This is a genomic window from Sphingomonas sp. AC522 (assembly GCF_979258125.1).
Genome location: NZ_OZ409836.1, coordinates 2,024,304 through 2,048,299, shown reverse-complemented (window position 1 = coordinate 2,048,299; position 23,996 = coordinate 2,024,304). Strand labels below are relative to the sequence as shown.

Below are 23,996 nucleotides of genomic sequence, written 5' to 3'. Positions count from 1 at the left end.
ACGAATGACCGGCGGTAGTATTCCAGAGACAGAAGCGGGCGCGGTCCACTTCGGGCAGTTCCGCCTCGATGCCACGGACCGGCTGCTCGAACGCGATGGCGCGCCGGTGGAGCTCAACGCGCGCTATCTCGACGCGCTGATCCTGCTTGTGCGCGAACCGGGCAAGCTGGTTTCCAAGGACCGCTTCCATCAGGAAGTGTGGCGCGGCGTGCCGGTCACCGACGAGGCGCTGACTCAGTGCATCAAGACGCTGCGCCGCCAGCTTGGCGACGATGCCGGCAATCCGCGCTTCATCGAGACGATCCCCAAGCACGGCTATCGTTTTATCGCTGAGGTCGAGCCGGCCGGCACCCCCCCTTCCCGCCGCGAGGCCGCGCTTACCGAACACCCGCCCGCGCAAGATCGGCCGCATTTCGTGCTGCTCGGCGCCGCAGGAACCGTGGGTGCCGGGGTGGCGGGCGCAGTCGGTGGGCTGATCTATGGCTTTGCCGGTGCTTCGCAGCCGCTACAGGCCGGCGCAGGCGCAGTGTCGGTGCTACTGGTGCTGATGTGCCTCACCATACTCGTTGCGCTGATGGGCGGCGCGGGCGTTGCATTCGGCATCGCCGCGGCTAGCCTGATCTCCGGGCGGCTGTGGCAATGGAGCGTGGTTGGCGGTGCGATCGGCGGGATGCTGGTGGGCGCGGTCGTCAAATTGCTCGGGATCGACGCATTCAACCTGCTGCTTGGGCAATCTCCGGGTGACATCACCGGGGGACTTGAAGGCGCAGTGCTGGGCGGTGCTGTCGGCCTTGGTGGCTGGATCGGCAGCCGGGGGCCCCTCGCCGCCTCGCTGCGCCGCCGAATCGGCGTGGCCATGCTGAGCGGCGGCGTCGCCGGGCTGCTGATCCCCTTGCTGGGCGGGCGCCTGATGAGCGGCAGCCTGGATCTGCTGGCGCGGCGGTTTCCCGCGTCGCGCCTTCGGCTCGATCAGATCGGCAGCCTGTTCGGCGAGCCCGATTTCGGCTTTATCGCGCAGGTAGTGACGGGCGGACTGGAAGGCGCGCTGTTCGGCGGCTGCGTCATCGGGGCCATGCTGCTCGCAGAGCGCAGCCTCGCGCGGGACGATCAGGCAGGCGCCATCGCATAAGCGCTCTCGGCCCGGCCGATCAGATGGCGATCGTCATGATTCCAGGGGTGGAAGCCCGGCAGGAAATAGGCGACCCAGGCCGGGAAGATCCGCCGGAGCAGCCCGGGCGTGACGAGCAGATACATCCAGACCCGGCGGCGGGCGCCCTTTTCCAGTCCATCCTGGCGCAGCAACTCCACTGCCCCATCGACGCGCTTCTTCCAGAAGTTGATCGTGACGAGCAGCATCATCAGCGATTTTAGCTTCCAGCGCCGCCACTTGCTCCAGCCCTTGGTCGCATGCAGCCAGGTGTCATAGGCGACGCCCTTATGCTCCAGCTCCTCGATCGCATGCCAGCGCCACATATCGGCCTGCTCGGTATCGGTGCCGGCGAAATAGCGCGGGTCCTTGAGGATCATCGAGGCCAGGATCGCGGTATAATGCTCGAGCGCCATGGTCGCCGCGAGATTCACGATCGCCGGGCGCTGCTTGATCAGCACCAGCATGTCGTCGACCACTTTCTCGAGCGGCTCCAGATCATAGCCGGCATCGATGACGCGCTTGTTGAACGCGACATGCTCGCGGCTGTGCATCACTTCCTGGAGCGTGAACGCCTTGATCTCCTCGGCCAGCCGGGGCGATGCCCCTTCGCGGAACGCCTTCACGCTCTCGATGAAAAAGGCCTCGCCCTTGGGGAAGGTGATCGAGAGCGCATTGTGAAAAGCAGTGGCCACTGGATCGCCCGCCATCCACCAGCGGCCCTGCGCCGAGCCACGTCCAAAGCGCCGATCGCGGGGCGTGATCGTGAGATCGGCAGGAGTCTTTGCATTGACCACGGGGATTCCTCCACTAAGCCGGTTTCCCTAGGGGCCTAAAGTTTACTTACACTGATGTCAATAACTCCACGCAAACGCCTTAGTCCGGAAGAATCGCGCGACGCCGCGATGGAAGCCGCGCGTGCGCTGTTGCTCGAATCGGGGCCGCAGGCAGTTACGCTGAAGGCAGTTGCTGCGCGGATCGGGCGGACGCACGCCAATCTGCTCCACCATTTCGGCTCGGCATCGGGCCTGCAAAAGGCGCTGGCGGCGAACATCGCCGAGGGGGTGACCGCCAAGATCAGCCAGGCGATCCTCCGCGCCCGCGAAGCCGATCACGATCCCCGCGAAGTCGTCGACCTCACCTTCGATGCCTTCGACAAGGAAGGTGCGGGCGCGCTTGCGAGCTGGATGATCCTGACGGGCAATCACGACGTGCTCGAGCCGATCCTCCAATCGGTCCAGAAGCTCGTCGATATGGTCGCCCGCGATCATCCGCATGAAGGCATGTCACTGCAGGAGGAGACGCTGCATCTGGTGCTGATGGCGCTCGGCGATGCCCTGCTCGGTGCGCCCATGGCGACTGCGCTTGGGCTGCCGCGCGACCGGGCGCGACAGCTGGCGACCGATGCGATGCTCCGGGCGCATCTCCACCCCTGAGCGCCGGCTTTACTCGGCCGCTTCCCGCGGTGTTCGCCGTGCTTCCTGATCCACCGCTTCATCGACTGCGCGGGTGAGCGCGGCCATGGTGAAGGGCTTGCGCAGCACAGGACGGCCGCGGAAAATCTCGGCATCGACTTCGCCCGCGAACCCGGTGACGAACAACACCGCGACACCCTCGATCCGCTCGCCCAGCGCGGCGACCATCTCGGGACCGGTCTGGCCCGGCATCAATACATCGGAGACGATCGCGTCGAGCGCCGCCATCCCCGCGATCGCCGCGGGGGCTTCCATGGGGTCTTCGCAGCCCACGGCGTGATGGCCCATTTCCTCGAGCGCGCCCATCGTCGCGGCGAGCACCCGGGGATCGTCCTCGACCACCAGGATCGACAGGCGGCGTATGGTGGCCGCCTCGCCTTCCGCCACGGGCTCGATCACCTCGCAGACCGCGTCGCCGGTGTAGCGCGGCAGATAAAGCGTGACCGAGGTGCCTTGGTCCGGCGCGGTGTCGATACCGATCTCGCCGCCCGACTGGCGGACGAAACCGAAGATCTGGCTGAGCCCGAGCCCGGTGCCCCTGCCCACCGGCTTGGTGGTGAAGAAAGGCTCGAACACGCGCTCGAGCACTTCGCTGGTCATGCCGCAGCCGGTGTCGGTTACCGATATCGTGACGTAATCGCCCGACACGCATTCCCCGACGTCGCCCGCGCCCAGCGTCCTGGCGCCCGCTGCGATGGTCAGCGAACCGCGTCCGTTCATCGCATCGCGTGCGTTCACGGCCAGGTTGAGCAACGCGTTCTCGAGCTGGTGGCGATCGACCCAGACGCGCCAATCGGCTTCGCCCGGGCTGGTCTCGACTTCGATCGTGTCGCCGAGCGTGCGGTCGAGCAAGTCGCTCATCCCCTCGATCAGCCTGCCGGGCTCGACCGCTTCGGGGAGCAGCGGCTCGGAGCGGGAGAAAGCAAGCAGCCGCCGGGTCAGCGCCGCGGCGCGATTCGCTCCTTCCATGGCGCTTTCGATGTGTCGTTGGGCATCGGGGCCGCCCTTGCCCATCTGCCGCTTGGCAAGTTCGAGCCCGCCGAGAACCACTGCCAGCATATTGTTGAAATCATGCGCGATCCCGCCGGTGAGCTGGCCGACCGCTTCCATCTTGTGGGCCTGGCGCAACTGCTCTTCGGCGACGATGCGCTCATGGACTTCGGCGCGGAGCTGCGCAGTCGCCTCGGCCACGGCGCGCTGGAGCTCGGCGGCGCGCTCGCGCTCGGCATCGGCATCGGCATCGGCGACCGCGCGCTCGCCCTGCGCCTCGATCGCCATCCAGCCGAGCAGCACCGCAGCCAGCACGATGAGCACGCCGAAGCCGGTCAGGATCCGCGAGGCGAGGCTGGAATTGGCGACCAGTTCCGCGGCATCGGCGGTGCGCTGCTGGAGGAGCACGCGTTCGGCATCGCCAACCTTGCCGAGCAGCAACTCGACCTGCGAACGGGCGCCGCTCTCGCGAACATTGTAATAGCTGCCCCAGGCATCGCGATGACGCTGGTAGGAGGAGTAAAGCGCAGTGGCGTTGAGCTCCTTGCCGCGGGCGTCGAAGGCCTTGCCCATTTCGGCGAGCTGTTCGACCTGGGTGGGGTTGTCGGCGGTCAATTGGCGCAGGCGAACGAGCTGGTCGCCGGCGCGCTTCCATTGATCGGCGAATTGCCGGCCGAGATTCTTGTCAGCGCTCACCACGTAACGGCCCAAAGCGGCCTCTGCGGAGGAGATCGTGCCAGAGAGCTGATTGGCGCGCATGATGACTTCGAAGCTGTGCTGCTGAAGTGCGATCGCCTTGTCACGGGCATCGTCGGTGCGCTGCTGGAAGAAGATCAAGGCGGCGAGCACCGCGACGCCGAGCACCGCCAGCGCGCCGAGCAAGCGGAAGCGCCAGTTGGTGTCGCGAACCGCGCGCTCCAGTGCGGTAAGGCCCTCGCTCATGTCGCGGGCGACTCTAGCCTCCTCAGGCGATCACGCCAACTGCCTGGCCGGCGGCCTTGAACATGCCGAGCACGCGCTGGATCTGCTCAGCGGTATGTTCGGCGCAGAGCGAGCAGCGCAGCAGGAACGTGCCTGCGGGCGTTGCGGGCGGGCGCGCCATGTTGACGTACAGGCCATTGTCGAGCAGCGCCTGCCACATCACCACGGCTTGCTCCTGATCCTTGAGGATCACGGCGATGATGGCGCTGTCCGGCCTTTCGGTGCCGAGCTCGAAACCCATTTCCTTGAGCCCGCCGTGCAGTGTGCGGGCATTTTCCCAGAGATGCGCGCGCTTATTGTGTGCGTAGCGGAGCTTGCGGATCGAAGTCGCGGCGGTCGCGACCACCGACGGGGGCAGCGACGCGGTGAAGATATAAGCGCGGCAAGCGAGCCGGATGGCCTCGAACTTGGGATGGTTCGAAACGCAGAAGCCGCCGACGGTGCCGACCGACTTGGAGAAAGTGCCGACGATGAAATCGACATCGCCCTCGCAGCCCTGTTCCTCGTACACGCCGCGGCCGTTGGGGCCGTAGAATCCCATCGAATGCGCTTCGTCGGACAGGACCATCGCGCCATGCTTCTTGGCGACGGCGACCATTTCCTTGAGCGGCGCGATGTCGCCGAGCATCGAATAGACGCCTTCGAGCACGACCAGCTTGCCCGCTTCCTTGGGGAGGCGGCCGAGGCGCTTGTCGAGATCCTCGATATCGTTGTGCCGGAAGCGGACGATCTCGGCATTGCCCTGCTTGCAGCCGTCATAGATCGAGGCATGGCTGTCGGCATCGAGGATGACGTATTCGCCCTTCCCCGCCAGCGTGCTGATCATGCCGAGATTGGCCATGTAGCCGGTGGAAAAGACGATCGCGCCGCTGGTGCCGTAGAACTCACGGAGAGCTTCCTCGACTTCCATATGGTCGCGGAAGGTGCCGTTGAGCATCCGGCTGCCATTGGTGCCCGAGCCGAACTGGTCGAGCGCGTCCTTGCCCGCCTGGATTACGTCCGGATCGAAGGTCATGCCCATGTAATTGTACGTGCCGAGCAGGATCGTATCGCGCCCTGCAATCACTGCTTCGGTGGGCGACTTCACCTGCTCCATCACGATCGCGAACGGATCGGTAACGCCGGTGTCGATCAGCGCCTGGCGCTCAGCGATCAGACCGTCGAACTTGCTCATCAAGTCGCGCTCGGGAGCCACCGCGGACGGGTTCTCCGGCAGCGCGTCGGCGGTGTTTGCCCCGTCGGTCATCGGCTCAGCCCTTCAGCTTGGCCACGGCATCGACGAGCTGGCCGACATTCTCGATCTCGGCCTGCATGTTCATCGTGATGATGATGTCGAACTCGTCCTCGATCTCGGCGACGAAATCCATCACCGTCAGGCTGTCCCATTCGAGATCGCCGGCGAAGGTGGTGCTGTCGCCGATCGCGACGCCCTTCTTGTTGAAGCGCTCGATAAGGGGGGCGATGCTAGCGAAGATTTCGGTGCGGTCTGTCATTGCGCGTCCTTAGTGGCTCGTCCGTGCACTGCCAAGCGAATGCGGCGGAAACGGGGTGACGACGGGGCTATGAGCGTGTCGTTACGACCGTGCCCCCAGACACGCCGATAGCTGCTGCGCTTTGGAAGTTTAGGAAGTTTAAGCCTTAGAACGGCTTTGCAGGCCGCGAATCTTCCCAATGTTCGCACTGGCCATGGGCATCTTCGGACCGAAGATTTCAAAGAGGGGACGGCCGTGCCGACCGGTTTACCCAAGCAAGCAAAATCCTACTTTGCAAGGGTTTAAAGCAGGTCCTGCTGACGATACCAGGCCGCGGTGGCGGCTAGACCGGCCGGGGTCTCGACCTGGGGCATCCAGAGATCGGCAGATGGGCGGCGAGCCGGATCGATCACCCAATCCTCGTGGCAGAAATAGGCGACGCGATCCGGGGTTAGCTTGGCGCGCTTGCCGCGCATCAGCCGATCGAGATGCGCGCCCGCCATCAGCAGCGGGCGGGGCAGCGCGAGGGCGGCAACGCGCTTGCCGAGCGCCGTGCCGATGGCGCGGGCGAATTGCTCGTGGGTCCAGCCGCCTTCGACGCCGTCATCGGCTTCGAGGATCGTGCGGGAGCTGTCTTCCAACGCCAGCGCGAGCAACAGCCGCGAGAGATCGCCGACTTCGATGAGCGAGATGCGGCCGGCGGGAGGAAGCAGCGCGAGGTTGCGATTGGCGAGCTTGAACAGGTCGAGCATGTCCATGTCACCGGGGCCGTAGATCGCTGGCGGGCGAACGATGGACCAGCGCAGGCCTGACATTTCAACGAGCGCCTCGCCCTCGGCCTTCGACCAACCATAGTTGGAAAGCAGCGGCTCGCGCGCGGAGAGTGACGAAACGTGAATGAAGCGCGTCACTCCCATGGCCTGCGCCGCGGCGAGCACGTTGCTGGTGCCGTGGATGTTGCCCGCGGCGAAGCCGGCCCGGTCGGGCGCATTGACCACTCCGGCGACATGGATGACCGCGTCCGCGCCTTCGGCAAGCTCGGCGAGGCTTTTGGTGTTGATGAGGTCACCGGCGATCCAGGTGATGCCGGCACGTTCCGCCTGGTCGCGGCGGGTGAGTGCGCGGACGTGATGGCCGGCTTCGGTCGCGAGGGCGATGAGGCGCGAGCCGACAAAGCCGGTGCCGCCGGTGATGGCGATTGTCGCCATCAGCAAATGCCTCTTTTCTTCTCCGCGGCGAAGGCCGGGGGAAAAGAAGTGGCAGCAAATGCGATCATAACAGCAACGCCATATGGCTGCGGTGGACCATCGCCGAGCGCGGCGCATAGCCGAGGATTTGGGAATGCTCTTCGCTGCGCTTGCCGGTGATGCGGGCGGCGTCTTCGCTGGGATATTCGGAGAGGCCGCGCGCTAGTTGCGCGCCATCGGGGCCGAGGATCACGATCAGGTCACCGCGGGCGAAGCTGCCTTCGATCCGGGTTGCACCGGCGGCGAGGAGGCTGTTGCCCTTGGCGAGAGCTTTTGCAGCGCCGGAATCGACATGGATATTGCCTTTGGCGGTGAGGCCGCCGGCCAGCCATGCCTTACGGGCGGGGGCAGATTTCTCGGCGACGAAGAGCGTGTGGCGCGCATCTGCGGAAAGCGGGCGATCGATCCGGCCCGATGCGATGGCGAGATGCGCGCCGGCGGCATTGGCGATGCGAGCGGCGGCGATCTTCGAGATCATGCCGCCCGATCCCATTCCCGATGCCGAGCCCTTATCGGCCATGCGCTCGACACTGGCATCGATCCGCTCGACGCGGGGAACATGCTGCGCATCGGCAAGCGCGGGGTTGCGATCGTAAAGGCCGTCCACGTCGGACAGGAGCACGACGCCCCCTGCCCCCGCGGCCTGGGCGACGCGGGCCGCCAGGCGGTCATTGTCGCCGAAGCGGATTTCCTCGGTTGCGACCGAGTCATTTTCATTGAGGATCGGAACGACGCCGAGGCTGAGCAGGCGATCGAGCGTCGCGGCGGCGTTGAGATAGCGGCGGCGGTCTTCGAGATCGTCGAGCGTGACCAGCATCTGGGCTGCGGTGAGGCCTTGGGCACCGAGGGTTTCGGCCCAGACCTGGCTCAGCGCGATCTGGCCGACTGCCGCCGCTGCCTGGGCGTCCTCAAGGCTCGCGCGGCCACCCTTGGCAAGCTTTAGCCGTCGCGCGCCGAGCGCGATCGCGCCCGAGGAGACGACCGCCACCTGCTGGCCAGTGCGGGCACGCTCGGCGATATCGGCGGCGATCCCCGCCAGCCATTCGCGCCGCACGCCGCCGTCGGGATCGACGAGCAGCGCCGAGCCGATCTTGACGATCAGCCGCGGGCAGGCAGCGGGCGGGAAGAGATGCATGCGAAGCGCTTAGCGTTGGTTGCGATAATCGCAAAGCTTCGCCGGCCCTCCGCTCGCCCGGCTATCAGATCGTGGGGACGGTCGCCGCGGTGAGCGTGAAATCCAGACGGAACGGCCGGGACGCAGGGCTATCCTTGCCGATCTCGATTGCCGAAGCCTGACCCAGCGGGGCCATCTGCACGGGCGATCCCAAATAGGTCTCCGATCCCGACGCGATATCGATGGACGAGGCGACAAACACCTTTCCGTCGCCAACGCGCATCGGCATCAGACGCACCGAATAGCGCTGGCCCTTTTCGTCTTCGATCGAAAGAGTAGCCAGTTCCCCGACCTTCACGTCAAGCGTGGGCGAAGCGACCAGCCGCGCGCCATCGTGCAGCTGCATCGAGACGCGATAGGCCGCGACTTCGGATTTGTGGCCGTCAACCTCATGAGCGGCGGCCATGCCCGGCATCAACAGCGCCGAAACCATGCCAGCAAGAACGAAACGCGTGCGCATTTTGCAAACCCCTTCCGATATTCGAAGGGATATTGCGCCGATATGGTTAAGGAGGGCTCAAGGCCGATTCCACCGAGGCAGCAGCGTGGTGCCGGCTTAAACCGGCGACCACTCAATGGCGTCTTCGCCTTCGTCATCGTCGCTGACGCGGCCGTTTTCGGGCCCGATCGCTTCGAGCAATTTATCGAGCACCCAATCCACGCCGGTGCCTGCGGCGCCCGATAACGGGATCACATCCACACCGCTTGCTTCTTCAAGCTCGGCGGAAAGCGCGGCAATCAGTTCGTCATCGAGCGTGTCGATCTTGTTGAGCGCGACGATGACCTTCTTGTCGGTGAGGCCGGCCCCGTAATTCTCGAGCTCGTCGCGCACGATCCGGTAGCTTTCCGCCACGTCGGGATCATTGGCATCGACCAAGTGGAGCAGCACGCGGCAACGCTCGATATGCCCTAGGAAGCGATCGCCGATCCCTGCCCCTTCGGCAGCGCCTTCGATCAGGCCGGGAATGTCCGCGACGACGAATTCGCGCATCTTGTGGCGAACGACGCCAAGCTGGGGCCGCGTGGTAGTGAACGCATAGGCGCCGACCTTGGCCTGGGCGTTGGTCACCTGATTGATGAAGGTCGATTTGCCCGCGTTAGGTAGGCCGACCAGCCCGGCATCGGCGAGCAGCTTGAGGCGCAGCCAGACCCACATCTCTTCGCTCGGCCAGCCGGTGCCGTGCTGGCGCGGGGCGCGGTTGGTCGATGTCTTGTAGCTGGCATTGCCGCGGCCGCCGTCCCCGCCGCGCAGAAAGATCGAGCGCTGCCCTTCGCGGACCATGTCGACCAGCACCGTGCGCTCATCGTCGTCGGTAAGGATCTGGGTGCCGATCGGCACCTTGATGATCAGGTCGTCGCCGCCCGCGCCGGTCATGTTCGATCCGGCGCCGCCCTTGCCGCGCATTGCCCGGAAATGCTGTGTGTAACGGAAGTCGATCAGCGTGTTCAGGCCCGCGACCGCTTCGAAGACGATGTCGCCGCCCTTGCCGCCATTGCCGCCATCCGGGCCGCCATATTCGATGAACTTCTCGCGCCGGAAGCTGACCGCGCCGGGGCCGCCGGCGCCCGAACGGACGAAAATCTTGGCTTGATCGAGGAAATGCATGCCCGCGCATTTAGGCGCGATGGACTGAAGGCGCTACCCCTGCGCAACTTTCTTGCTGGCACGATGCGGAACCGGGCGTATAGGCTTGTGGTTCACGAAAGCGGGCGGTGTCGCGCCCATGAAAACAGGGCCTCCAAGCACGCGCATGAACTCGATCGATCGCTATATGGCGCGGCTGATCGCGGTTCCGTTGATTTCGACGTTGTTGATCTCCGCGATGCTGCTGGTGCTGGATCGCATGCTGCGGCTGTTCGACTTCGTCGCGACCGAGGGCGGGCCGGTCAGCGTGGTATGGCGGATGCTCGCCAATCTGCTTCCCGAATATCTGGGGCTCGGCATTCCGATCGGGCTGATGCTGGGCTGCCTGCTCGCCTTTCGCCGGCTGGGCACATCGTCCGAGCTCGACGTGCTGCGCGGCGTGGGGATGAGCTACACGCGGCTGCTCAAAGTGCCGTATATGTATGCGATAGCACTAGCGCTGCTCAATCTCTCGATCGTCGGCTTCCTCCAGCCCTGGTCGCGCTACAATTACGAGCAGCTGCGCTTCGAGCTGCGCAGCGGCGCGCTGGGCGCTTCCATCAAGGTGGGCGAATTCACCAGCTTCGGCGCGCGGATGACGCTGCGGATCGAAGAGAGCAAGAATTCGGGGCGCGATCTTTCGGGGATCTTCCTGCAGATGGTGACCAAGGACGGCAGCCCGCTCGCAGTGACCGCCGAGCGCGGCCAGTTCATGCGATCGGACGATCCCGACACGATCATCTTCCGCCTGACCAACGGCACGCTGGTGCATACCGCCAAGGGATCGAAGGTGCCGCGCGTGCTCACCTTCACCACGCATAATCTGCCGATCCCGCTCCCCAAATACGAGCAGTTCCGCAAGCGCGGCGACCGCAGTCTCGAACAGACGCTTCCCGAGCTCGCGCGGATCGGCAAGGACCGCACCGCCAAGGAGGAGCAGCGCGACACCAGCCGCGCGGCGTATCATTTCAGGCTGGCGGAAGTCTTCTCGATGTTCCTGCTGCCGATGCTTGCGGTCGCGCTGGGCGTGCCGGCGAAGCGATCTACTTCGGCGCTCGGCGTGTTCCTGTCGATCGTCCTCATCGTGACTTATCACAAGGTCAATGAATATGCGCAGGCGATCGGCAGCCTGGGGCGGATCGATCCGCTGATCGCCTTGTGGGTGCCCTTCGCTCTGTTCGCGGCGCTGACCTTCTGGCTGTATTACCAAGTCGCCTATGTTCCCGGCGCGCAGCCGCTCGCCGCGTTCGAGAAAGGGTTCGACAAGCTGGTCAAGGCCGTGACGCGTTACCTGCCGGGGCGCAGGAAAAAGAACGGGGCAGCCGCATGACCAGCCTCACCAACTTTTTCCCGTCGCGAACCATGTCGATCTACATGGCGAAGATGTTCCTGGTGCGGACCTTCGCCATTTTGGCGGCTTTGGTGCTCGTGCTCCAGGCGCTCGATCTGCTCAGCGAAAGCGGGCGGATCCTGGCCTATGCGGGCAATGGCGAGAGCGAGGTGTGGCGCTATGTCAGCATGCGCACGCCCGAGATCATTGCGCGCTTCCTGCCCTTCTCGGTGCTGCTCGGCACGATCCTGACGCTCTCGCAGCTCAACCAGAATAGCGAAGTTATCGCGATGAAGGCCTCGGGGCTCTCGGCGCACCAGGTGCTGGCGCCGCTGATGCTGACCGGGCTGATCGTCGCGGCGATCTCGTTCGGGTTCAACGAGCGCGTGGTGGCGCGCGCATCGGCCACACTCGCGCAGTGGAAAAAGGTCGAATATGGCCCCCTGCCTGTCGATCGCGGCGACCGCGCCAATGTGTGGGTCAAGGATGGCGATCATCTGATCGTGGTTCAGCAGATCAAGGGCCGCGGCGAGGCAGCGCTGCTCTATGGCATCACCGAATATGAGCGGAAGGGCCAGTCGCTGCGCTCGATCGTCACCGCCACCACCGGCAAGCGCGATGGTGCTGGCTGGCGTGTCGAGAATGCCGAGCGCTTCGATGTCGCGAGCGGGGGGCTGACACCGCTCGGCTCGGTTCGCATCGCCGACGGAGTGCGGCCCGATCAATTCACTTTGGCTTCGGTAAACGCCGATGGCATGTCGTTCTTCGGGCTGCGCGAGGCGATCCAGGATCTTCAGCTCGCCGGACGTCCCACCAAGGCGCTCGAAGGATCGCTGTGGCACAAGCTGGCCGGGCCGCTCTCGTCGATCCTGATGCCGCTGCTAGGCGCCGTCGCGGCCTTCGGCATCGCGCGGTCGGGCAAGCTGTTCATGCGCGCGGTGATCGGCATGGCCCTGGGCTTTTTGTACTTCGTCGCGGACAATTTTGCGCTGGCGATGGGGAATCTCGGGGCATACCCGCCGTTTCTGGCGGCCTGGGCGCCGTTCCTGCTATTCCTGATGATCGGCGAAGCGGTGTTGCTGCGGTCCGAGGAATAACGGGATGGCATTGCGCCATCCCCCGAGTGTCGGCCTTGGCGGTGACGGGGATGAGGTGGATGCCATCGTCGAAACCGAATTCAACATCCGGTTAAACGGCAACGACGCGAAGGATTGGGTGACCGCCGGCGACGTCTATACGTCGGTGCTCAAAGCCCTGCCGGTCGAGGACCGAGCTCATCGCAATAATTGGCAGCGTTTTGTTACTACGCTTGCCTACGATACCGGTGTCGATCCGGGGAAAATTGAGGCCGGTAGCCGCCTTCTTTGCTAGTTTCGGCCCCGCTTGGTCATCGTGCTGCGGGCCAGCTGGTCGACCAGCCCCGGCAATCCGGCATAGCTGGCCTTGTGATAGGGCGAGCCCTTTTCCAGCGCCGCGGTGATGCGGTGATGGGCCTTGCCGAGATTGTGATAGGGCACGCTCGGCAGCAGATGGTGCAGCGCGTGGTAGCGCAGGCCGACCGGGGCCCAGAGGGCGGGCAATAAGGCAGGCGGGGGCACATTGACGCTGTCGAGATACTGGCCGGTCACCGTCATCGCTTCGCCTTCATTCTCCCAGAGATGCGCGACCAGCGTGCGGACCTGGTTGATCACGGTGGCAAACGAGACGATCGCGAGGACGATGAGGAAGGGCGTGAGCGAAATGATGCCCGTCGCGAGCATTGCGATCAGCGCCATGGCCCACAGGCTCGCGCCGACCTCCATCGCCAACCATTCGCTGCGAAAGCGGCCCTCGGGCATGCGGCGGCGATAGGCGGGATTGATGACCAGGCCCGAATAACGCTCGATCACGAACTTGCGCAGCGGCGGGAAAATCGCCGAGAGCGGCGCGAGCACGCCGTAGCGAACCAGCAGGCCGATCGGCGCCAGCGTCGCGACGATAACGAACATCGGCAGCGTCCACGGCTTCATCAGCGCCAGGGGCAGATATTCGGGGTCCTCGACCGTGCCATATTTGGTGCGGGCATGATGATGGACGTGGACATCTTCGTACATGAACGACGGCACCAGCAGCGGCACGCCGACGAGCAGATTCCAGCCTAGCCGGAAGCCGGGCACTGCGCCTGCCTTCATGTGCGAGATTTCATGGATGAAGCTCACTGCGCGATAGATGGCTAGCGCCGAGACCAGTCCCGCCGCGAGGCACAAACCCCAGCCGCGGGCCATCACCGCGACGAACAGCGCGCCATAACCGACGGTCACCGATGCGAACAGATCGCCCCAGTAGATTGCAGGCTTATGCCCAGCGAGATCGCGCGCCATTTCGGCGGCTGCGCGCAGCATCGCCTTGTCGTCGGCGATGCGTTCACGCTGTGCGCGCGGCGTCGCCGCCGAAATTCCTGCTTCGTGCGCATCCAAAGCGATACTGGTGTTCATGACCCGGCCCATTGCAATTAGATAGTGGCTACATGTTGGCAGTAACAGGGGTGCCAGGGAGCGCAGGGCCGATGTTGCGCCTTGACACCAGCCCCTGCAGGCAGGACTTCACCGCGCAGAAAGGGGCTTTCCATGTCTTCTCTGTCCATCCGCCCGGTCGCTACGCGGGCGGACCGCAAGGCCTTTATCGAGCTCGCCTATCGCCTGAACGGCAGCGATCCCAATTGGGTGCCGCCGCTTCGGCAGGAGGAATATGCCAAGATAGACCCCAAGAAGAATGGCTGGTTCAGTCATGCCGAGGCGCAGCTTTTCGTTGCCGAGCGCGGCGGCAAGGTGACGGGCCGCATCTCCGCGCATATCGATTTCCTCGCGCTCGAAATGCCCGCCGAGCAGGGCTTCGGGCCGGGCACCGGCTTCTGGGGAATGTTCGAGGCCGAGGACCAGAACACCGCCAAGGCACTGATCAACGCTGCGGAGGAATGGCTGCGTAAGAAAGGCATGACCCGCGCGCTGGGGCCCGTCAGCCTGTCGATCTGGGAAGAGCCCGGGCTGCTGGTAAAGGGCTATGACCATCCGCCGACGGTGATGATGGGGCACCATCAGCCGCAGTATCGCGGCTGGATCGAGGCGATGGGCTATGCCGAGGCCAAGAAGCTGCTGACCTATGATCTTCCGGTGGTCGACGGCTTCCCGCCGCTGATCCAGCGCATCGTCGCCGCCGGCGAGCGCAACGATCGCATCCGCATCCGCCGCGTCGATAAATCGCGCTTCGAGGACGAAGCCAAGATCATCCTGGCCATCCTCAACGATGCGTGGTCAGAAAATTGGGGCTTCGTGCCGCTGACCCAGCCCGAGATCGACGATGTCGGCAAGAAGCTGAAACCGCTGGTGTTCGAGCAGATGATCCGGATTGCCGAATATGATGGCGAACCCGTCGCCTTCATGGTCGCCCTGCCCGATCTCAACGAGGCGCTGATGCCGCTCAAGGGTTCGCTGTTCCCGTTCGGCTGGGCCAAGCTGCTGCTGTGGCTGCGCAAGCCGCGCACGCGCACGGCGCGCGTGCCGCTGATGGGGGTGGTCAAGCGGCTCCAGGCCTCGCGGCTGGCGAGCCAGCTCGCCTTCATGATGATCGAGTTCATCCGCCGCGACGCGACGGTGGATTTCGGCGTGACCCGCGGCGAGATCGGTTGGGTGCTCGAGGACAATCAGGGGATGAACGCCATTGCCGATGCCATCCAGAGCACGGTCAATCGCGAATATATGATCTACAAGAAGGGGCTGTAGGGCCGCACCGGTGGCGGGAGCGCGCAGCGAGCTCCAACCGTCTTCACCGGAATCGAACCGGCCCGCTCCCCCGCCCGATCCGCGAGAGACACGCTCGCGGGAAGTATGGACGGGAAAGCGGGCCGATCGCCGCGCGACCGCCAGTGGCCGCGCAGTCGGTCCGGCTCGCGATGCAAGGGGGTATCGCGAGCCGTTCCGGGGGACCGATTACTTCTTGAGCGGATCGGTGCCAGTGAGCGCGATCCATTCGCCGCGCGTGCGGCATTCCTTCTTGTCGAGCAGCGAGCCCGTCGTCGTCTTCACGACGCAGACGCGCTTGGCCATCGGATCCTTGCCGTCGGTCTTCGCCGGATCGGTGGCATAAGCCGGCATGGCGATGAGCGTGGCGACGGCGGCGATTGCGATGAAACGAGTCATATCTGTCACTCCTTGAACGGTGGGGCATGACAGGCGCTCCTTTGTGCCGCCTGCTACTGTCTTACTGCAGTAACTGTGCCAAACACTCGGACGACGGTATATCAATAACTTAGCGGAAATGCGCACCTCTCGATAGTGCTATAGTGCGGCAATACACGCCGAGAGTTGGCGGATTGCGCGGGCGGGTGTTCGAAAGCGGACAGCGCCCTGTCCGGAAGCGACCAGGCTAGCGGAGACTGACCCAGGTGGGGGCGTGATCGCTGGCACGCTCGCGGCCGCGATAGCCCTTATCGACGCCGGCGCCGTTCATCCGATCGGCGGCCATGGGGCTAAGCAGCAAATGATCGATGCGGAAGCCCGCGTCGCGCTGCCAGGCGCCTGCCTGATAATCCCAGAAGGTCCAGATCCCCCCGCCGGGAAAGCGGGTTCGCAGCGCGTCGGTCCAGCCTTGGGCGAGCAAGGCGCGGTAACGCTGACGGCTCTCGGGCTGCATCAGCGCATCGCTGGCCATCGCGCGGACCGAGAAGGTGTCGTCGTCATTGGGAATGACGTTATAATCGCCGGCGAGCACCACCGGACGCTCCTCGGCGAGCAGTTCGCGCGCGCGATCGGCCAGGCGATCCATCCATTTGAGCTTGTAATCGAATTTAGGTCCAGGCTGCGGATTGCCGTTGGGCAGGTAGATCGAGGCGATGATCACATCGCCTACTTCGGCCTCGAGATAGCGGCTGTGCGCATCTTCGGGATCGCCGGCGAGGCCGCGCTGGCGCTCAATCGGCTGCTGGCCCTTGGCGAGCACGGCAACGCCGTTGAAGCCCTTCTGCCCATGCCACACCGCGCCATAGCCGGCCTTCTCGATATCGCGGACCGGCAGCGTCTCGTCGGCGCCCTTTAGCTCCTGGAGGCAGACCACATCGGGCTGCTGCTCGGCGAGATATTCGAGCAGGCGCTCCATGCGCGCCTTGATGCCGTTGACGTTGTAGCTGACGATCTTCACTGGCGCGTCAGACCGAGAAGCTGGTGCCGCAGCCGCAGCCGGACGCGGCATTGGGATTGGTCACCGCGAAATGCTGCCCGCCGAGATTATCGACGAAATCGACCTGCGCGCCACGGACCAGATCCAGGCTGATCGGATCGACAATCAGCCGGACGCCATCTGTCTCTGCGACAAGGTCGTCGCCTTCCGGAGCCTCGGCCATGCCGAACTTGTACTGGAAGCCCGAACAACCTCCACCCTCAACCGAAAGCCGCAGGATTGCTGGCTTGGCCTGCTTCGCAGCGATCGCCGCCACGCGCGCGGCTGCGGCAGCGGTCAGCGCGATATCGGGCTGGGTTGTCGTAGTCATAGAGCCGAGATAGGGGCGCGGACGACCAGAGGCAATCCACCGGCCGGATCGCGGGGCGCTATCGCAACTCCGAGCGAAGCCTGGCGCCATTTTCGCGGAGCGACGCGCGCAATTCCTGGAGCCGGGGCAAAAAGGAGGGGTCGCGGTTCAGCCTGATCGCAGCCTCGACATAATCGAGGATCGTCAGGCCATCCACCGGATCTACATGATTGAGATCGAGGCGCCATTTGTTGATGGCGCGATCGAGCAAAGCCAGTTTCTGCGTCGACACGGCATATTTGAGGATATTGGCGCCGGGCGTCGCGAAATTGCCCGAGTTGCAGCCGAACCTTGCTTGTTGGCTGTTCCACAAAGCCTGCATCTTTTGCTGCTGCGTAGCCGCGTCATCGGATGGAGACACGCACGCGGCCTCGCTCATGGCCCGCTCGAATTCGTAGCGATAGCCCGATCCTGCGGGCGCTCGATCTGCTTCGAAGATCATCGAGCACAGACCATTGAGCTTCGCTTGGGCTTTGCACATCGCCGAAGCCTGCGGCGCACGTCGCAAGTCGAATGCCGGACCTTGGGGTTGCGCCAGCAACGCGCCGGCGCCCGCTGCGATAAGCGCGGCGCCTATGACTATCGACCGCATAATTCCTCCACGCGTCAAAGCATCAGCATAAAGGGCACCCGCGCGATCACAACCGCTGCCGATGAAACGACAAACCCGGCGCTGGGCCGGGCTCAAGATGCGGTACTGCCGCAATGAAGAGGGATGCATCTAGTAAGGGTGGGGGCCGCCTGCACGGGCGGCCCCTCTCCTCTCCTACCCCTGCCAGGGATTAGTTTGCGGGGCCGCCCACAGCGGTCTGCGCGCGGTCCTGGATCTGGACCAGATACTCACCGGTCTGCAGGAAGGGGATCGGATTGACCGCCTTGCCGTCGACGCGGACTTCGTAATGGAGGTGGCTGCCGGTCGAGCGACCGGTCGAGCCCATTAGGCCGATCAGCTGGCCGCGGCGGATGCGGGTGTTGTCCGCAACCAGGATCTTCGAAAGATGGCCGTAGCGCGTCTCGATGCCGCGGCCGTGATTGATCTGGACGAGATTGCCATAGCCGCCCTGGCGGCCGGCATGGCTGATGACACCATCGGCAGTCGCATAGATCGGCGTGCCGATCGCACCCGGGATATCGACCCCGGCGTGCATTGCGGCGGTGCCGCGGAACGGATCGGAGCGGACGCCGTAGCTCGACGTGAAGATCAGCTTGTCGACCGGCTGCATCGACGGGATCGAAATCACCGTCTGCTCGAGCATATCGAGCTTCTTCCAGGTCTGGAACAGTGCGCGGAACTGGGCATCGGCATTGGCTGCTTCGGCATTGGCGCCGGCGATGTCGTTCTCGTCCAGCGGCTCATAGGGGCCGCCCATGGCGACGTTCGAATAACGCTCGGGCGTCAAACCGAGGCGGCGAAGCTGCTGCGCGGTCTGCTGGTAACGGGCTTCGCCTGCGGCGCGTGCCTTGCCGGCCAGAGCGACCTGGCGCTGCTCGACTTGCTTGAGGGGGGCGAGGACTTCCTCGGCGACTGCGCTGGTCTTCGGCGCATTGGTGGGAAGCTGCTGCTCGATCGCGGCGCGATCGGTCTTGCCCGACATGGTCGCGGCGATCAGCGCCTGGTTACGCTCGACGCGTGCGGCCTGAAGCTTGGCTGCTTGCTTGGCGGCGGCGACATCGGCCTGCATCTGCTCGAACTGCTCGCGCATCTGGGCGACCTGCGCCTCGGGCGACGAAGGCGTGCCGGTCACGCCGCTGATTGCAATCGCACCGACGGTGGCCTGCGACACGCCGTAAGCCGAGAAGACGACGGTTACCGCGGCGATCCCGGCGAGCAGCGCCTGGGTGCGACCAGCAATGCTGAAGCGACGCAGATCGCGGCCGTCATGAAAAATAAAATCGCGGGTTGTGAAGAAGCTGCGGAACCGCTGACCAAGGTTCTGAGTTTTGATATTCGACGCGTTAGCCATGAGTCCCCGGCAACCTAAAAAGCCCGCTTCGAAGATTTCCGATCGCGCGCTTGAAATTCAAAATGTCGCAGTTGCAGCCCCACCGCTCCTGGACGGCCAGTGTGTGACGGATTTATTCAACGTGCGGCAAGTGGCTGGTAATATTCTCGGGACAAACCGGCTGAGTTGCGCGCCGAGTCGTTGAACGGGGGCTTAAGCAAGCCTTTATAGTGCCGCGTCACCAGTGCCTGCCATGCCGCTGCGGGCGTCAGCTTTGCCGCCGCGCAGGCCGATTCGAACCATTTGGTGCCGGCGCGGACGTGGCGGATTTCATCGTTGAAAATGCGCGATAAAATCCTGGCGGTAGCGCTATCACCAGCCGCTTCGAAACGCTCGACAGTGGCCGGCGTGACGTCTAGCCCGCGGGCTTCCAATACCATCGGAACGACGGCCAATCGGGCGAGCGGATCGTGCGCCGTCTCCGCCGCCGCATCCCATAAGCCGTCATGCGCGGGCAGCGCGCCATAATGGCTGCCGAGCTGCTTGAGCCGGCGATCGAGCAGAGCGAAATGCAGGGCTTCGTCGGCGCCGACATGCATCCAGTCGTCGACGAAGTTGCGGGGGAATTGCCCACCGAACCGCCCTGCCATGTCGAAGGCGAGGTCGATCGCGGAGAATTCGATATGCGCCAACGCGTGAATCAATGCGGTGCGGCCATGCGCCGAGCCCTTGCCGCGCTTCGGCATGCGATTGGGCGGCAGGAGCTCGGGAGCGGAGGGGCGCGAAGGCCGATCGGGCATCGCCACGTCGAAGCTGTGCGCCAGGCGGCCCAGGCGCCAATCGCGGGCGACGCGGCGGGCAGTCATCACCTTGGCGCGCGGGTCCGCAGTTTCCAGGACGGCGCGCGCCGCCTGCGCAATGCTGATCACCGCGCGACAAGTTCCTTCACCGATTCAAGCACATCGACTGCATGTCCGGGCACCCGCACGCGCCGCCAGACGCGGAACAGCTTGCCATCGGGGCCGAACAGAAAGGTCGAACGATCGATGCCCATATAGCGCTTGCCGTAGAGCTGCTTCTCTACCCACACGTCGAAGGCCTCCATCGCCCTGCCCTCGGTATCGGTCGCGAGCGGCACGGTCAGATCGTATTTGGCGATGAATTTCTGGTGCTTGATCGCATTATCCTTCGAGACGCCGAGCACCGATGCGCCGAGCGCTTCGAATTCGGGGAGCATCGCCGAGAAATCCTGCGCCTCACGCGTGCAGCCCGATGTGTCGTCCTTCGGATAGAAATAGAGCACGAAGGGCCGCCCAGCCTGCTCCTTGAGCGCGATCGTCCCGCCGCTCGGCGTATCGAGCGTGATATCGGGGAGCTTGTCGCCTTCCTCGAGTGCCATTGCGGTCTCCGTCAGTCGCCGCGGATCGCGGCCCAGCATGCGCGCACTTCCTGCCGGGTCCGGGTCAGCTCCGCAACCACCTCGTCCCAGCCGGGCAGGCCGACCGCGCGCGCGATCAGCGCCTGGGTCGGAACGCCGGGCACCTGCCCATCGGGCGCGACCAGGCGCATCGTGACGAGCATCCGGGCCAGGAAATCATAGGCCGCGCGCATCGTCGGCGGCATCAGGCCGGCAGTGACTAGACCATCGATGGCGCGCGCCAGGCGCGGCTCGAAGGCCGTGCGGTGGACAAGCTGAAGCGTGTGCACCGCGAATTCGAGATCGACGAGCCCACCTTCCGAAAGCTTCGCGTCGAGCGGTCCTTGGGGCGGTTTGTGCGCCGCCATCTCGTCGCGCATCTTGGTCGCTTCGGCGACGACATCGCGCTCGGGGCGGGCGCCACCCAGCACCTCGCCGACCACTTGGGTTACTGCCGCGCGCGCCTCGGGTGAGCCGAAGATCGGGCGCAGCCGCGTGAGCGCCATATGCTCCCAGGTCCAGGCGTCTTCGCGCTGATAGCGCTCGAACGCATCGAGCGAGACCACTAGCGGCCCCTGCGCCCCCGAGGGCCGCAGCCGCGTATCGATCTCGTAGAGCGGCCCCGCGGCAGTAGGCACGCTGAGCGCCGCCGAGACGCGCTGGGCGAGGCGATTATAATAGGTCACTGCCCCGAGCGGCTTGGCGCCGTCCGATTCCGCGGAATAATCTCCGGTAAAGAGGTAGACCAGGTCGAGATCGGAGGCGTGGGTGAGCGCCTGCCCACCCATCCGTCCGAGCGCAAGGATCACCAATTCGCTGTCGGGCACGCGCCCGTGCGCCCGCGTAAATTCCTCGACGGTGGCGCGCGCCAGCACTTCGATCGCCGCCTCGGCGACGCGCGCATAGCCGGCCGAGACTTCGAGCGGGTCGCTTGCGCCCGAGACGATCTGCGCGCCCAGCGCGAAGCGCTTCTCGTTGACCAGCCGGCGGACGTAATCGAGATACCATTGATAGTCCGCGCCGGTCTCGCGCCGGGCCATCTCCGCGACCAGCTGGGACACCTCGGGCATTGGCTCCAGCGCCGTCGCGTCGATCAATCCATCAAGGAGCTCGGCGCGGCGGCCAAGCTGCTCCGCAAGCGTCGGGGCGTGGCACAGGACGGCGCTGAGCAGCCGCGCCAGTGCCGGCTGTGCCTCGAGCAAGCGGAAGAAATTTATCGCGCTGGGCAGCCGCGAAAGCATCGCATCGAAGCGGGTGATCGCGTGCGTCGAATCCGGTGCCTGGGCGAAAGCGGCGATGAGCCCGGGGAGGACGGCTTCGAGCGCCTCGCGCGCCTGCGACGTTCGCAGCGCGGGATAGCCCCCGCCCCGCCAGCCCTCGACGATCCGCGCCGCGCCCGCGGGATGATCAAAGCCCGCCTCGGCAAGCTGCGCCTGAAGGCTCTCGTTGCTCGCGGGCAATCGCGGTTCGGAATCGTCGCTGAGCGCATCATAGACGCGGCCGACGCGCTCCGAATGCGGTCGTAGTAAATCGAGCAGCGCCTCGCTGCTGTCGAGCCCGTGGAGCGCTGCGACGTTGGTCAGCGCGGCGGGGTCCGCGGGAAGCCGGTGGGTCTGCAAGTCGTCGACCATCTGCAGCCGGTGCTCGACGGTGCGGAACAACGTATAGGCTTGCGATAGCGCCGCAGCATCGTCCGCATCGATGCGCCCTGCCGCCGCTAATGCCGCCAGCGCGTCTCGAGTGGCGGGCGCGCGCAGGGTGGGATCGCGGCCACCATGGATGAGCTGGTGGATCTGCGCGAAGAACTCGGCCTCGCGGATGCCGCCCCTGCCCCGCTTGAGATCATAGCCGGGGCCGAACGCCTGCGTCTGGGCATAATGATCGCGAATGCGGCGGCTGATGTCGCGGATCTCGCGGATCGTCCCGTAATCGAGCCCGCGCCGCCAGACGAACGGACGCACCGCATCGAGAAAATAGCCGCCCAGCGCTAGATCGCCGGCGCAGGCCCGCGCCCGAATGAAGGCCGCACGCTCCCAGGGCAGCGCCTGCGATTCATAATAGGATATCGCCGCCTCGACCGGCAACACGATCGGTGTCGCCTCGGGGGATGGCCTGAGGCGAAGATCGACGCGCATCACATAGCCATTGGCGTCGCGCGCCTGGAGCAATTCGACCACGCGCCGCCCGATCCGCACCGCTGCCTCTTCGGGCTCCTCGCGCGGGCGGCACGGCAGCGTGTTCGGATCGAAAAGCAGGATCGGGTCGATATCCGAGGAATAATTGAGCTCGCGGCTGCCCTGCTTGCCCAAAGCGATAGCGGCAAAGCCCAGCGGCTCGGCATCGGGCGTACGCTCGGCGATGGCGGCGCGGATTGCGCGGTTGAGCGCATCGTCGGCAAAGTCGCTGAGCAGATTGGTGACGCGGGTGAGATCGAACTCGCCGGCCAGATCGCCCAAAGCGACCAGCAAGGCCAGGCGACGGCGCTCGATGCGCAGCCGCGCACCCTCATCCATATCCCCCGCAACGGCGCGAGCGGCCGCCATCGGATCCTGCAATGCATTGGGCAAATCTTCGACGAGTTGTGGCTCGCGATCGAGCAGCAGCGAAAGAAAAGAAGAATGATTTCGCGCCCGCATCATCGCGGCGGACAAAGACGAAGAAGAAGTTACGGACACGACTCTAACGCCTGCGTATCGAGTTTTCGTTCATGTCAAGCAACAAATGTCAATTTCATCCGTTTTACCTGCATGCCGCGTTCCTCTCCCGCCACCACTGCTAAGACTTGTGCCTCGGCTTACCGGGTCGAAGCGCCGCGCGCCAGTGACGCGATCGGGCTGGCGCTGCGGGGCGCCTATCTGGACGAGAACGGCCTGCCGGAAGACATGGCGGCGATGCTCCGCCAGCTCAACCGGCTGGATCGCAGCACTTCACATTAAGATGATTGGGCGGCTCAGCGATCGCGGCTGAGATCGTCGACCTGCCCCATGATCGTGTCCAGCGCGCTCTTGCCGCCGGGATTGGGCAGCATATCGCGGCGCGACGGCAATTGGCCTTCCGAAAGCAAAGCCTCAAGCGCAACGCGTCCGCGCGCGACGCGGCTCTTGATCGTGCCGACCGCGACCTGACAGATTTCGGCGGCTTCCTCATAGGCAAAGCCGCCTGCGCCGACGAGGATCAATGCCTCGCGCTGGGGCTGCGGCAGATGCAGCAAGGCGCGCTGCATATCCGAAAGCTCGACATGACGGTCCTGGCTTGCCGGCGCGGCAAGGATTTTGTCCGCAACCAGATCGTCCCATTCGCCCTTGAAGCGTGCGCGGCGCATCTGACTGAGATACAGGTTGCGCAGGATGATGAAGGTCCACGCGCGCATATTGGTGCCTGCCTGGAAGCGCTTGCGCGCTGCCCAGGCCTTGAGCAGCGTCTCCTGCACCAGATCGTCAGCCAGATCGCGATTGCCCGAAAGCGAGCGCCCGAACGCGCGCAGATGCGGAATCACCTGCCCCAACTGCACCTTGAATTCGGGATCCGACAGCGAGACGTGCTCGGGCGGCGCTTCCACGCCGTCTTCGTGCTCGTCGGACAGTTCAGTCTCGCTCATGGATTCCCGCTCATTGGGCGCACCGTTGCCGCCGATAT

At 64.9% G+C, this 23,996-nt stretch carries 25 protein-coding genes; 7 read left to right on the top strand and 18 right to left on the bottom strand.

Going from position 1 to position 23,996, the window contains the following annotated elements:
• Positions 1-4: 4 nt before the first annotated feature.
• Positions 5-1,129, top strand: a complete 1,125-nt coding sequence (locus ACZZZM_RS10130) for a winged helix-turn-helix domain-containing protein (RefSeq protein WP_463594978.1) — start codon at positions 5-7, stop codon at positions 1,127-1,129.
• On the opposite strand, the gene ACZZZM_RS10125 is transcribed toward ACZZZM_RS10130, so the two are convergent.
• Positions 1,108-1,944 carry a metal-dependent hydrolase gene (locus ACZZZM_RS10125; protein ID WP_463594977.1) on the bottom strand — a complete coding sequence of 279 codons (837 nt, stop codon included), beginning with the start codon at positions 1,942-1,944 and terminating at the stop codon, positions 1,108-1,110. The two genes, ACZZZM_RS10130 and ACZZZM_RS10125, sit on opposite strands and share 22 nt — an antisense overlap.
• Positions 1,945-2,052: 108 nt before the next feature.
• Between ACZZZM_RS10125 and ACZZZM_RS10120 the strand changes: the two genes are divergently transcribed.
• Positions 2,053-2,583 carry a TetR/AcrR family transcriptional regulator gene (locus ACZZZM_RS10120; protein WP_463594976.1) on the top strand — a complete coding sequence of 177 codons (531 nt, stop codon included), beginning with the start codon at positions 2,053-2,055 and terminating at the stop codon, positions 2,581-2,583.
• Positions 2,584-2,592: 9 nt separating this feature from the next.
• Here ACZZZM_RS10120 and ACZZZM_RS10115 read toward each other — a convergent pair whose 3' ends face one another.
• The 7 genes from ACZZZM_RS10115 to obgE all read right to left on the bottom strand — a co-directional run bounded on the left by ACZZZM_RS10115 (position 2,593) and on the right by obgE (position 10,092).
• Positions 2,593-4,554 carry an ATP-binding protein gene (locus ACZZZM_RS10115; RefSeq protein ID WP_463594975.1) on the bottom strand — a complete coding sequence of 654 codons (1,962 nt, stop codon included), beginning with the start codon at positions 4,552-4,554 and terminating at the stop codon, positions 2,593-2,595.
• 22 nt (positions 4,555-4,576) lie between these two features.
• Positions 4,577-5,839, bottom strand: coding sequence for a serine palmitoyltransferase (gene spt, locus ACZZZM_RS10110; protein ID WP_463594974.1), 1,263 nt, complete (start codon positions 5,837-5,839; stop codon positions 4,577-4,579).
• Positions 5,840-5,843: 4 nt separating this feature from the next.
• The gene (locus tag ACZZZM_RS10105; RefSeq protein WP_463594973.1) at positions 5,844-6,086 is read right to left on the bottom strand and encodes an acyl carrier protein; all 243 of its coding nucleotides are present in this window, start codon (positions 6,084-6,086) and stop codon (positions 5,844-5,846) included.
• A gap of 281 nt (positions 6,087-6,367) precedes the next feature.
• Positions 6,368-7,273 carry an NAD-dependent epimerase/dehydratase family protein gene (locus ACZZZM_RS10100; protein ID WP_463594972.1) on the bottom strand — a complete coding sequence of 302 codons (906 nt, stop codon included), beginning with the start codon at positions 7,271-7,273 and terminating at the stop codon, positions 6,368-6,370.
• Between the two features lie 64 nt (positions 7,274-7,337).
• Positions 7,338-8,447: a glutamate 5-kinase gene (proB, locus tag ACZZZM_RS10095; RefSeq protein WP_463594971.1), complete on the bottom strand. Its 1,110-nt coding sequence runs from the start codon at positions 8,445-8,447 to the stop codon at positions 7,338-7,340.
• A 64-nt stretch (positions 8,448-8,511) separates the two neighbouring features.
• A complete protein-coding gene (locus tag ACZZZM_RS10090; protein ID WP_463594970.1) occupies positions 8,512-8,946 on the bottom strand; it encodes a hypothetical protein in 435 nt (144 codons plus the stop codon).
• A 96-nt stretch (positions 8,947-9,042) separates the two neighbouring features.
• Positions 9,043-10,092, bottom strand: a complete 1,050-nt coding sequence (obgE, locus tag ACZZZM_RS10085; protein WP_463594969.1) for a GTPase ObgE — start codon at positions 10,090-10,092, stop codon at positions 9,043-9,045.
• Between the two features lie 145 nt (positions 10,093-10,237).
• Between obgE and lptF the strand changes: the two genes are divergently transcribed.
• Genes lptF through ACZZZM_RS10070 form a run of 3 tightly spaced genes read left to right on the top strand, consistent with a single transcriptional unit; the run spans position 10,238 to position 12,811 of the window.
• On the top strand, positions 10,238-11,440 hold the full coding sequence (gene lptF / locus ACZZZM_RS10080; RefSeq protein WP_463594968.1) for an LPS export ABC transporter permease LptF: 1,203 nt from the start codon (positions 10,238-10,240) through the stop codon (positions 11,438-11,440).
• Positions 11,437-12,537 (top strand): LPS export ABC transporter permease LptG, encoded by a 1,101-nt coding sequence (lptG, locus tag ACZZZM_RS10075; RefSeq protein ID WP_463594967.1) that lies wholly within the window; start codon positions 11,437-11,439, stop codon positions 12,535-12,537. Before lptF ends, lptG begins: the two co-directional genes overlap by 4 nt.
• Before the next feature lie 4 nt (positions 12,538-12,541).
• Positions 12,542-12,811: a hypothetical protein gene (locus ACZZZM_RS10070; protein WP_463594966.1), complete on the top strand. Its 270-nt coding sequence runs from the start codon at positions 12,542-12,544 to the stop codon at positions 12,809-12,811.
• On the opposite strand, the gene ACZZZM_RS10065 is transcribed toward ACZZZM_RS10070, so the two are convergent.
• Positions 12,808-13,914, bottom strand: coding sequence for a fatty acid desaturase family protein (locus ACZZZM_RS10065; RefSeq protein ID WP_463594965.1), 1,107 nt, complete (start codon positions 13,912-13,914; stop codon positions 12,808-12,810). The two genes, ACZZZM_RS10070 and ACZZZM_RS10065, sit on opposite strands and share 4 nt — an antisense overlap.
• Before the next feature lie 132 nt (positions 13,915-14,046).
• Between ACZZZM_RS10065 and ACZZZM_RS10060 the strand changes: the two genes are divergently transcribed.
• Positions 14,047-15,198, top strand: coding sequence for a GNAT family N-acetyltransferase (locus ACZZZM_RS10060; protein WP_463594964.1), 1,152 nt, complete (start codon positions 14,047-14,049; stop codon positions 15,196-15,198).
• A gap of 207 nt (positions 15,199-15,405) precedes the next feature.
• Here the strand turns inward: ACZZZM_RS10060 and ACZZZM_RS10055 are convergent, their stop codons facing one another.
• The 8 genes from ACZZZM_RS10055 to ACZZZM_RS10020 form a co-directional block, all read right to left on the bottom strand.
• Positions 15,406-15,615, bottom strand: a complete 210-nt coding sequence (locus ACZZZM_RS10055) for a hypothetical protein (RefSeq protein ID WP_463594963.1) — start codon at positions 15,613-15,615, stop codon at positions 15,406-15,408.
• Positions 15,616-15,841: 226 nt separating this feature from the next.
• Positions 15,842-16,612 carry an exodeoxyribonuclease III gene (xth, locus tag ACZZZM_RS10050; RefSeq protein WP_463594962.1) on the bottom strand — a complete coding sequence of 257 codons (771 nt, stop codon included), beginning with the start codon at positions 16,610-16,612 and terminating at the stop codon, positions 15,842-15,844.
• Positions 16,613-16,619: 7 nt separating this feature from the next.
• Positions 16,620-16,961, bottom strand: a complete 342-nt coding sequence (gene erpA / locus ACZZZM_RS10045; RefSeq protein ID WP_463594961.1) for an iron-sulfur cluster insertion protein ErpA — start codon at positions 16,959-16,961, stop codon at positions 16,620-16,622.
• 58 nt (positions 16,962-17,019) lie between these two features.
• Positions 17,020-17,592 carry a hypothetical protein gene (locus ACZZZM_RS10040; RefSeq protein WP_463594960.1) on the bottom strand — a complete coding sequence of 191 codons (573 nt, stop codon included), beginning with the start codon at positions 17,590-17,592 and terminating at the stop codon, positions 17,020-17,022.
• Positions 17,593-17,782: 190 nt separating this feature from the next.
• Positions 17,783-18,964 carry a M23 family metallopeptidase gene (locus ACZZZM_RS10035; protein ID WP_463594959.1) on the bottom strand — a complete coding sequence of 394 codons (1,182 nt, stop codon included), beginning with the start codon at positions 18,962-18,964 and terminating at the stop codon, positions 17,783-17,785.
• 116 nt (positions 18,965-19,080) lie between these two features.
• Positions 19,081-19,872: a ferritin-like domain-containing protein gene (locus ACZZZM_RS10030; protein ID WP_463594958.1), complete on the bottom strand. Its 792-nt coding sequence runs from the start codon at positions 19,870-19,872 to the stop codon at positions 19,081-19,083.
• The gene (locus ACZZZM_RS10025; RefSeq protein WP_463594957.1) at positions 19,869-20,342 is read right to left on the bottom strand and encodes a peroxiredoxin; all 474 of its coding nucleotides are present in this window, start codon (positions 20,340-20,342) and stop codon (positions 19,869-19,871) included. The genes ACZZZM_RS10030 and ACZZZM_RS10025 overlap by 4 nt, the downstream gene beginning before the upstream one ends.
• An 11-nt stretch (positions 20,343-20,353) precedes the next feature.
• A complete protein-coding gene (locus ACZZZM_RS10020; RefSeq protein WP_463594956.1) occupies positions 20,354-22,999 on the bottom strand; it encodes a bifunctional [glutamine synthetase] adenylyltransferase/[glutamine synthetase]-adenylyl-L-tyrosine phosphorylase in 2,646 nt (881 codons plus the stop codon).
• Between the two features lie 108 nt (positions 23,000-23,107).
• On the opposite strand from ACZZZM_RS10020, the gene ACZZZM_RS10015 reads away from it, so the two are divergent.
• Complete coding sequence (locus ACZZZM_RS10015) at positions 23,108-23,296, top strand: hypothetical protein (RefSeq protein ID WP_463594954.1); 189 nt, start codon at positions 23,108-23,110, stop codon at positions 23,294-23,296.
• 14 nt (positions 23,297-23,310) lie between these two features.
• Here ACZZZM_RS10015 and ACZZZM_RS10010 read toward each other — a convergent pair whose 3' ends face one another.
• Positions 23,311-23,958 carry a sigma-70 family RNA polymerase sigma factor gene (locus ACZZZM_RS10010; protein ID WP_463594953.1) on the bottom strand — a complete coding sequence of 216 codons (648 nt, stop codon included), beginning with the start codon at positions 23,956-23,958 and terminating at the stop codon, positions 23,311-23,313.
• Between the last annotated feature and the right edge of the window lie 38 nt (positions 23,959-23,996).

Excerpts from the sequence above, each read along its gene's own strand:
- ACZZZM_RS10130 (WP_463594978.1), top strand. The coding sequence starts at position 5 with ATGACCGGCGGTAGTATTCCAGAGACAGAAGCGGGCGCGGTCCACTTC.
- ACZZZM_RS10120 (WP_463594976.1), top strand. The coding sequence starts at position 2,053 with ATGGAAGCCGCGCGTGCGCTGTTGCTCGAATCGGGGCCGCAGGCAGTT.
- ACZZZM_RS10115 (WP_463594975.1), bottom strand. The coding sequence starts at position 4,554 with ATGAGCGAGGGCCTTACCGCACTGGAGCGCGCGGTTCGCGACACCAAC.
- spt (WP_463594974.1), bottom strand. The coding sequence starts at position 5,839 with ATGACCGACGGGGCAAACACCGCCGACGCGCTGCCGGAGAACCCGTCC.
- ACZZZM_RS10105 (WP_463594973.1), bottom strand. The coding sequence starts at position 6,086 with ATGACAGACCGCACCGAAATCTTCGCTAGCATCGCCCCCCTTATCGAG.
- ACZZZM_RS10100 (WP_463594972.1), bottom strand. The coding sequence starts at position 7,273 with ATGGCGACAATCGCCATCACCGGCGGCACCGGCTTTGTCGGCTCGCGC.
- proB (WP_463594971.1), bottom strand. The coding sequence starts at position 8,447 with ATGCATCTCTTCCCGCCCGCTGCCTGCCCGCGGCTGATCGTCAAGATC.
- ACZZZM_RS10090 (WP_463594970.1), bottom strand. The coding sequence starts at position 8,946 with ATGCGCACGCGTTTCGTTCTTGCTGGCATGGTTTCGGCGCTGTTGATG.
- obgE (WP_463594969.1), bottom strand. The coding sequence starts at position 10,092 with ATGCATTTCCTCGATCAAGCCAAGATTTTCGTCCGTTCGGGCGCCGGC.
- lptF (WP_463594968.1), top strand. The coding sequence starts at position 10,238 with ATGAACTCGATCGATCGCTATATGGCGCGGCTGATCGCGGTTCCGTTG.
- lptG (WP_463594967.1), top strand. The coding sequence starts at position 11,437 with ATGACCAGCCTCACCAACTTTTTCCCGTCGCGAACCATGTCGATCTAC.
- ACZZZM_RS10070 (WP_463594966.1), top strand. The coding sequence starts at position 12,542 with ATGGCATTGCGCCATCCCCCGAGTGTCGGCCTTGGCGGTGACGGGGAT.
- ACZZZM_RS10065 (WP_463594965.1), bottom strand. The coding sequence starts at position 13,914 with ATGAACACCAGTATCGCTTTGGATGCGCACGAAGCAGGAATTTCGGCG.
- ACZZZM_RS10060 (WP_463594964.1), top strand. The coding sequence starts at position 14,047 with ATGTCTTCTCTGTCCATCCGCCCGGTCGCTACGCGGGCGGACCGCAAG.
- ACZZZM_RS10055 (WP_463594963.1), bottom strand. The coding sequence starts at position 15,615 with ATGACTCGTTTCATCGCAATCGCCGCCGTCGCCACGCTCATCGCCATG.
- erpA (WP_463594961.1), bottom strand. The coding sequence starts at position 16,961 with ATGACTACGACAACCCAGCCCGATATCGCGCTGACCGCTGCCGCAGCC.
- ACZZZM_RS10040 (WP_463594960.1), bottom strand. The coding sequence starts at position 17,592 with ATGCGGTCGATAGTCATAGGCGCCGCGCTTATCGCAGCGGGCGCCGGC.
- ACZZZM_RS10035 (WP_463594959.1), bottom strand. The coding sequence starts at position 18,964 with ATGGCTAACGCGTCGAATATCAAAACTCAGAACCTTGGTCAGCGGTTC.
- ACZZZM_RS10025 (WP_463594957.1), bottom strand. The coding sequence starts at position 20,342 with ATGGCACTCGAGGAAGGCGACAAGCTCCCCGATATCACGCTCGATACG.
- ACZZZM_RS10020 (WP_463594956.1), bottom strand. The coding sequence starts at position 22,999 with ATGATGCGGGCGCGAAATCATTCTTCTTTTCTTTCGCTGCTGCTCGAT.
- ACZZZM_RS10015 (WP_463594954.1), top strand. The coding sequence starts at position 23,108 with ATGCCGCGTTCCTCTCCCGCCACCACTGCTAAGACTTGTGCCTCGGCT.
- ACZZZM_RS10010 (WP_463594953.1), bottom strand. The coding sequence starts at position 23,958 with ATGAGCGAGACTGAACTGTCCGACGAGCACGAAGACGGCGTGGAAGCG.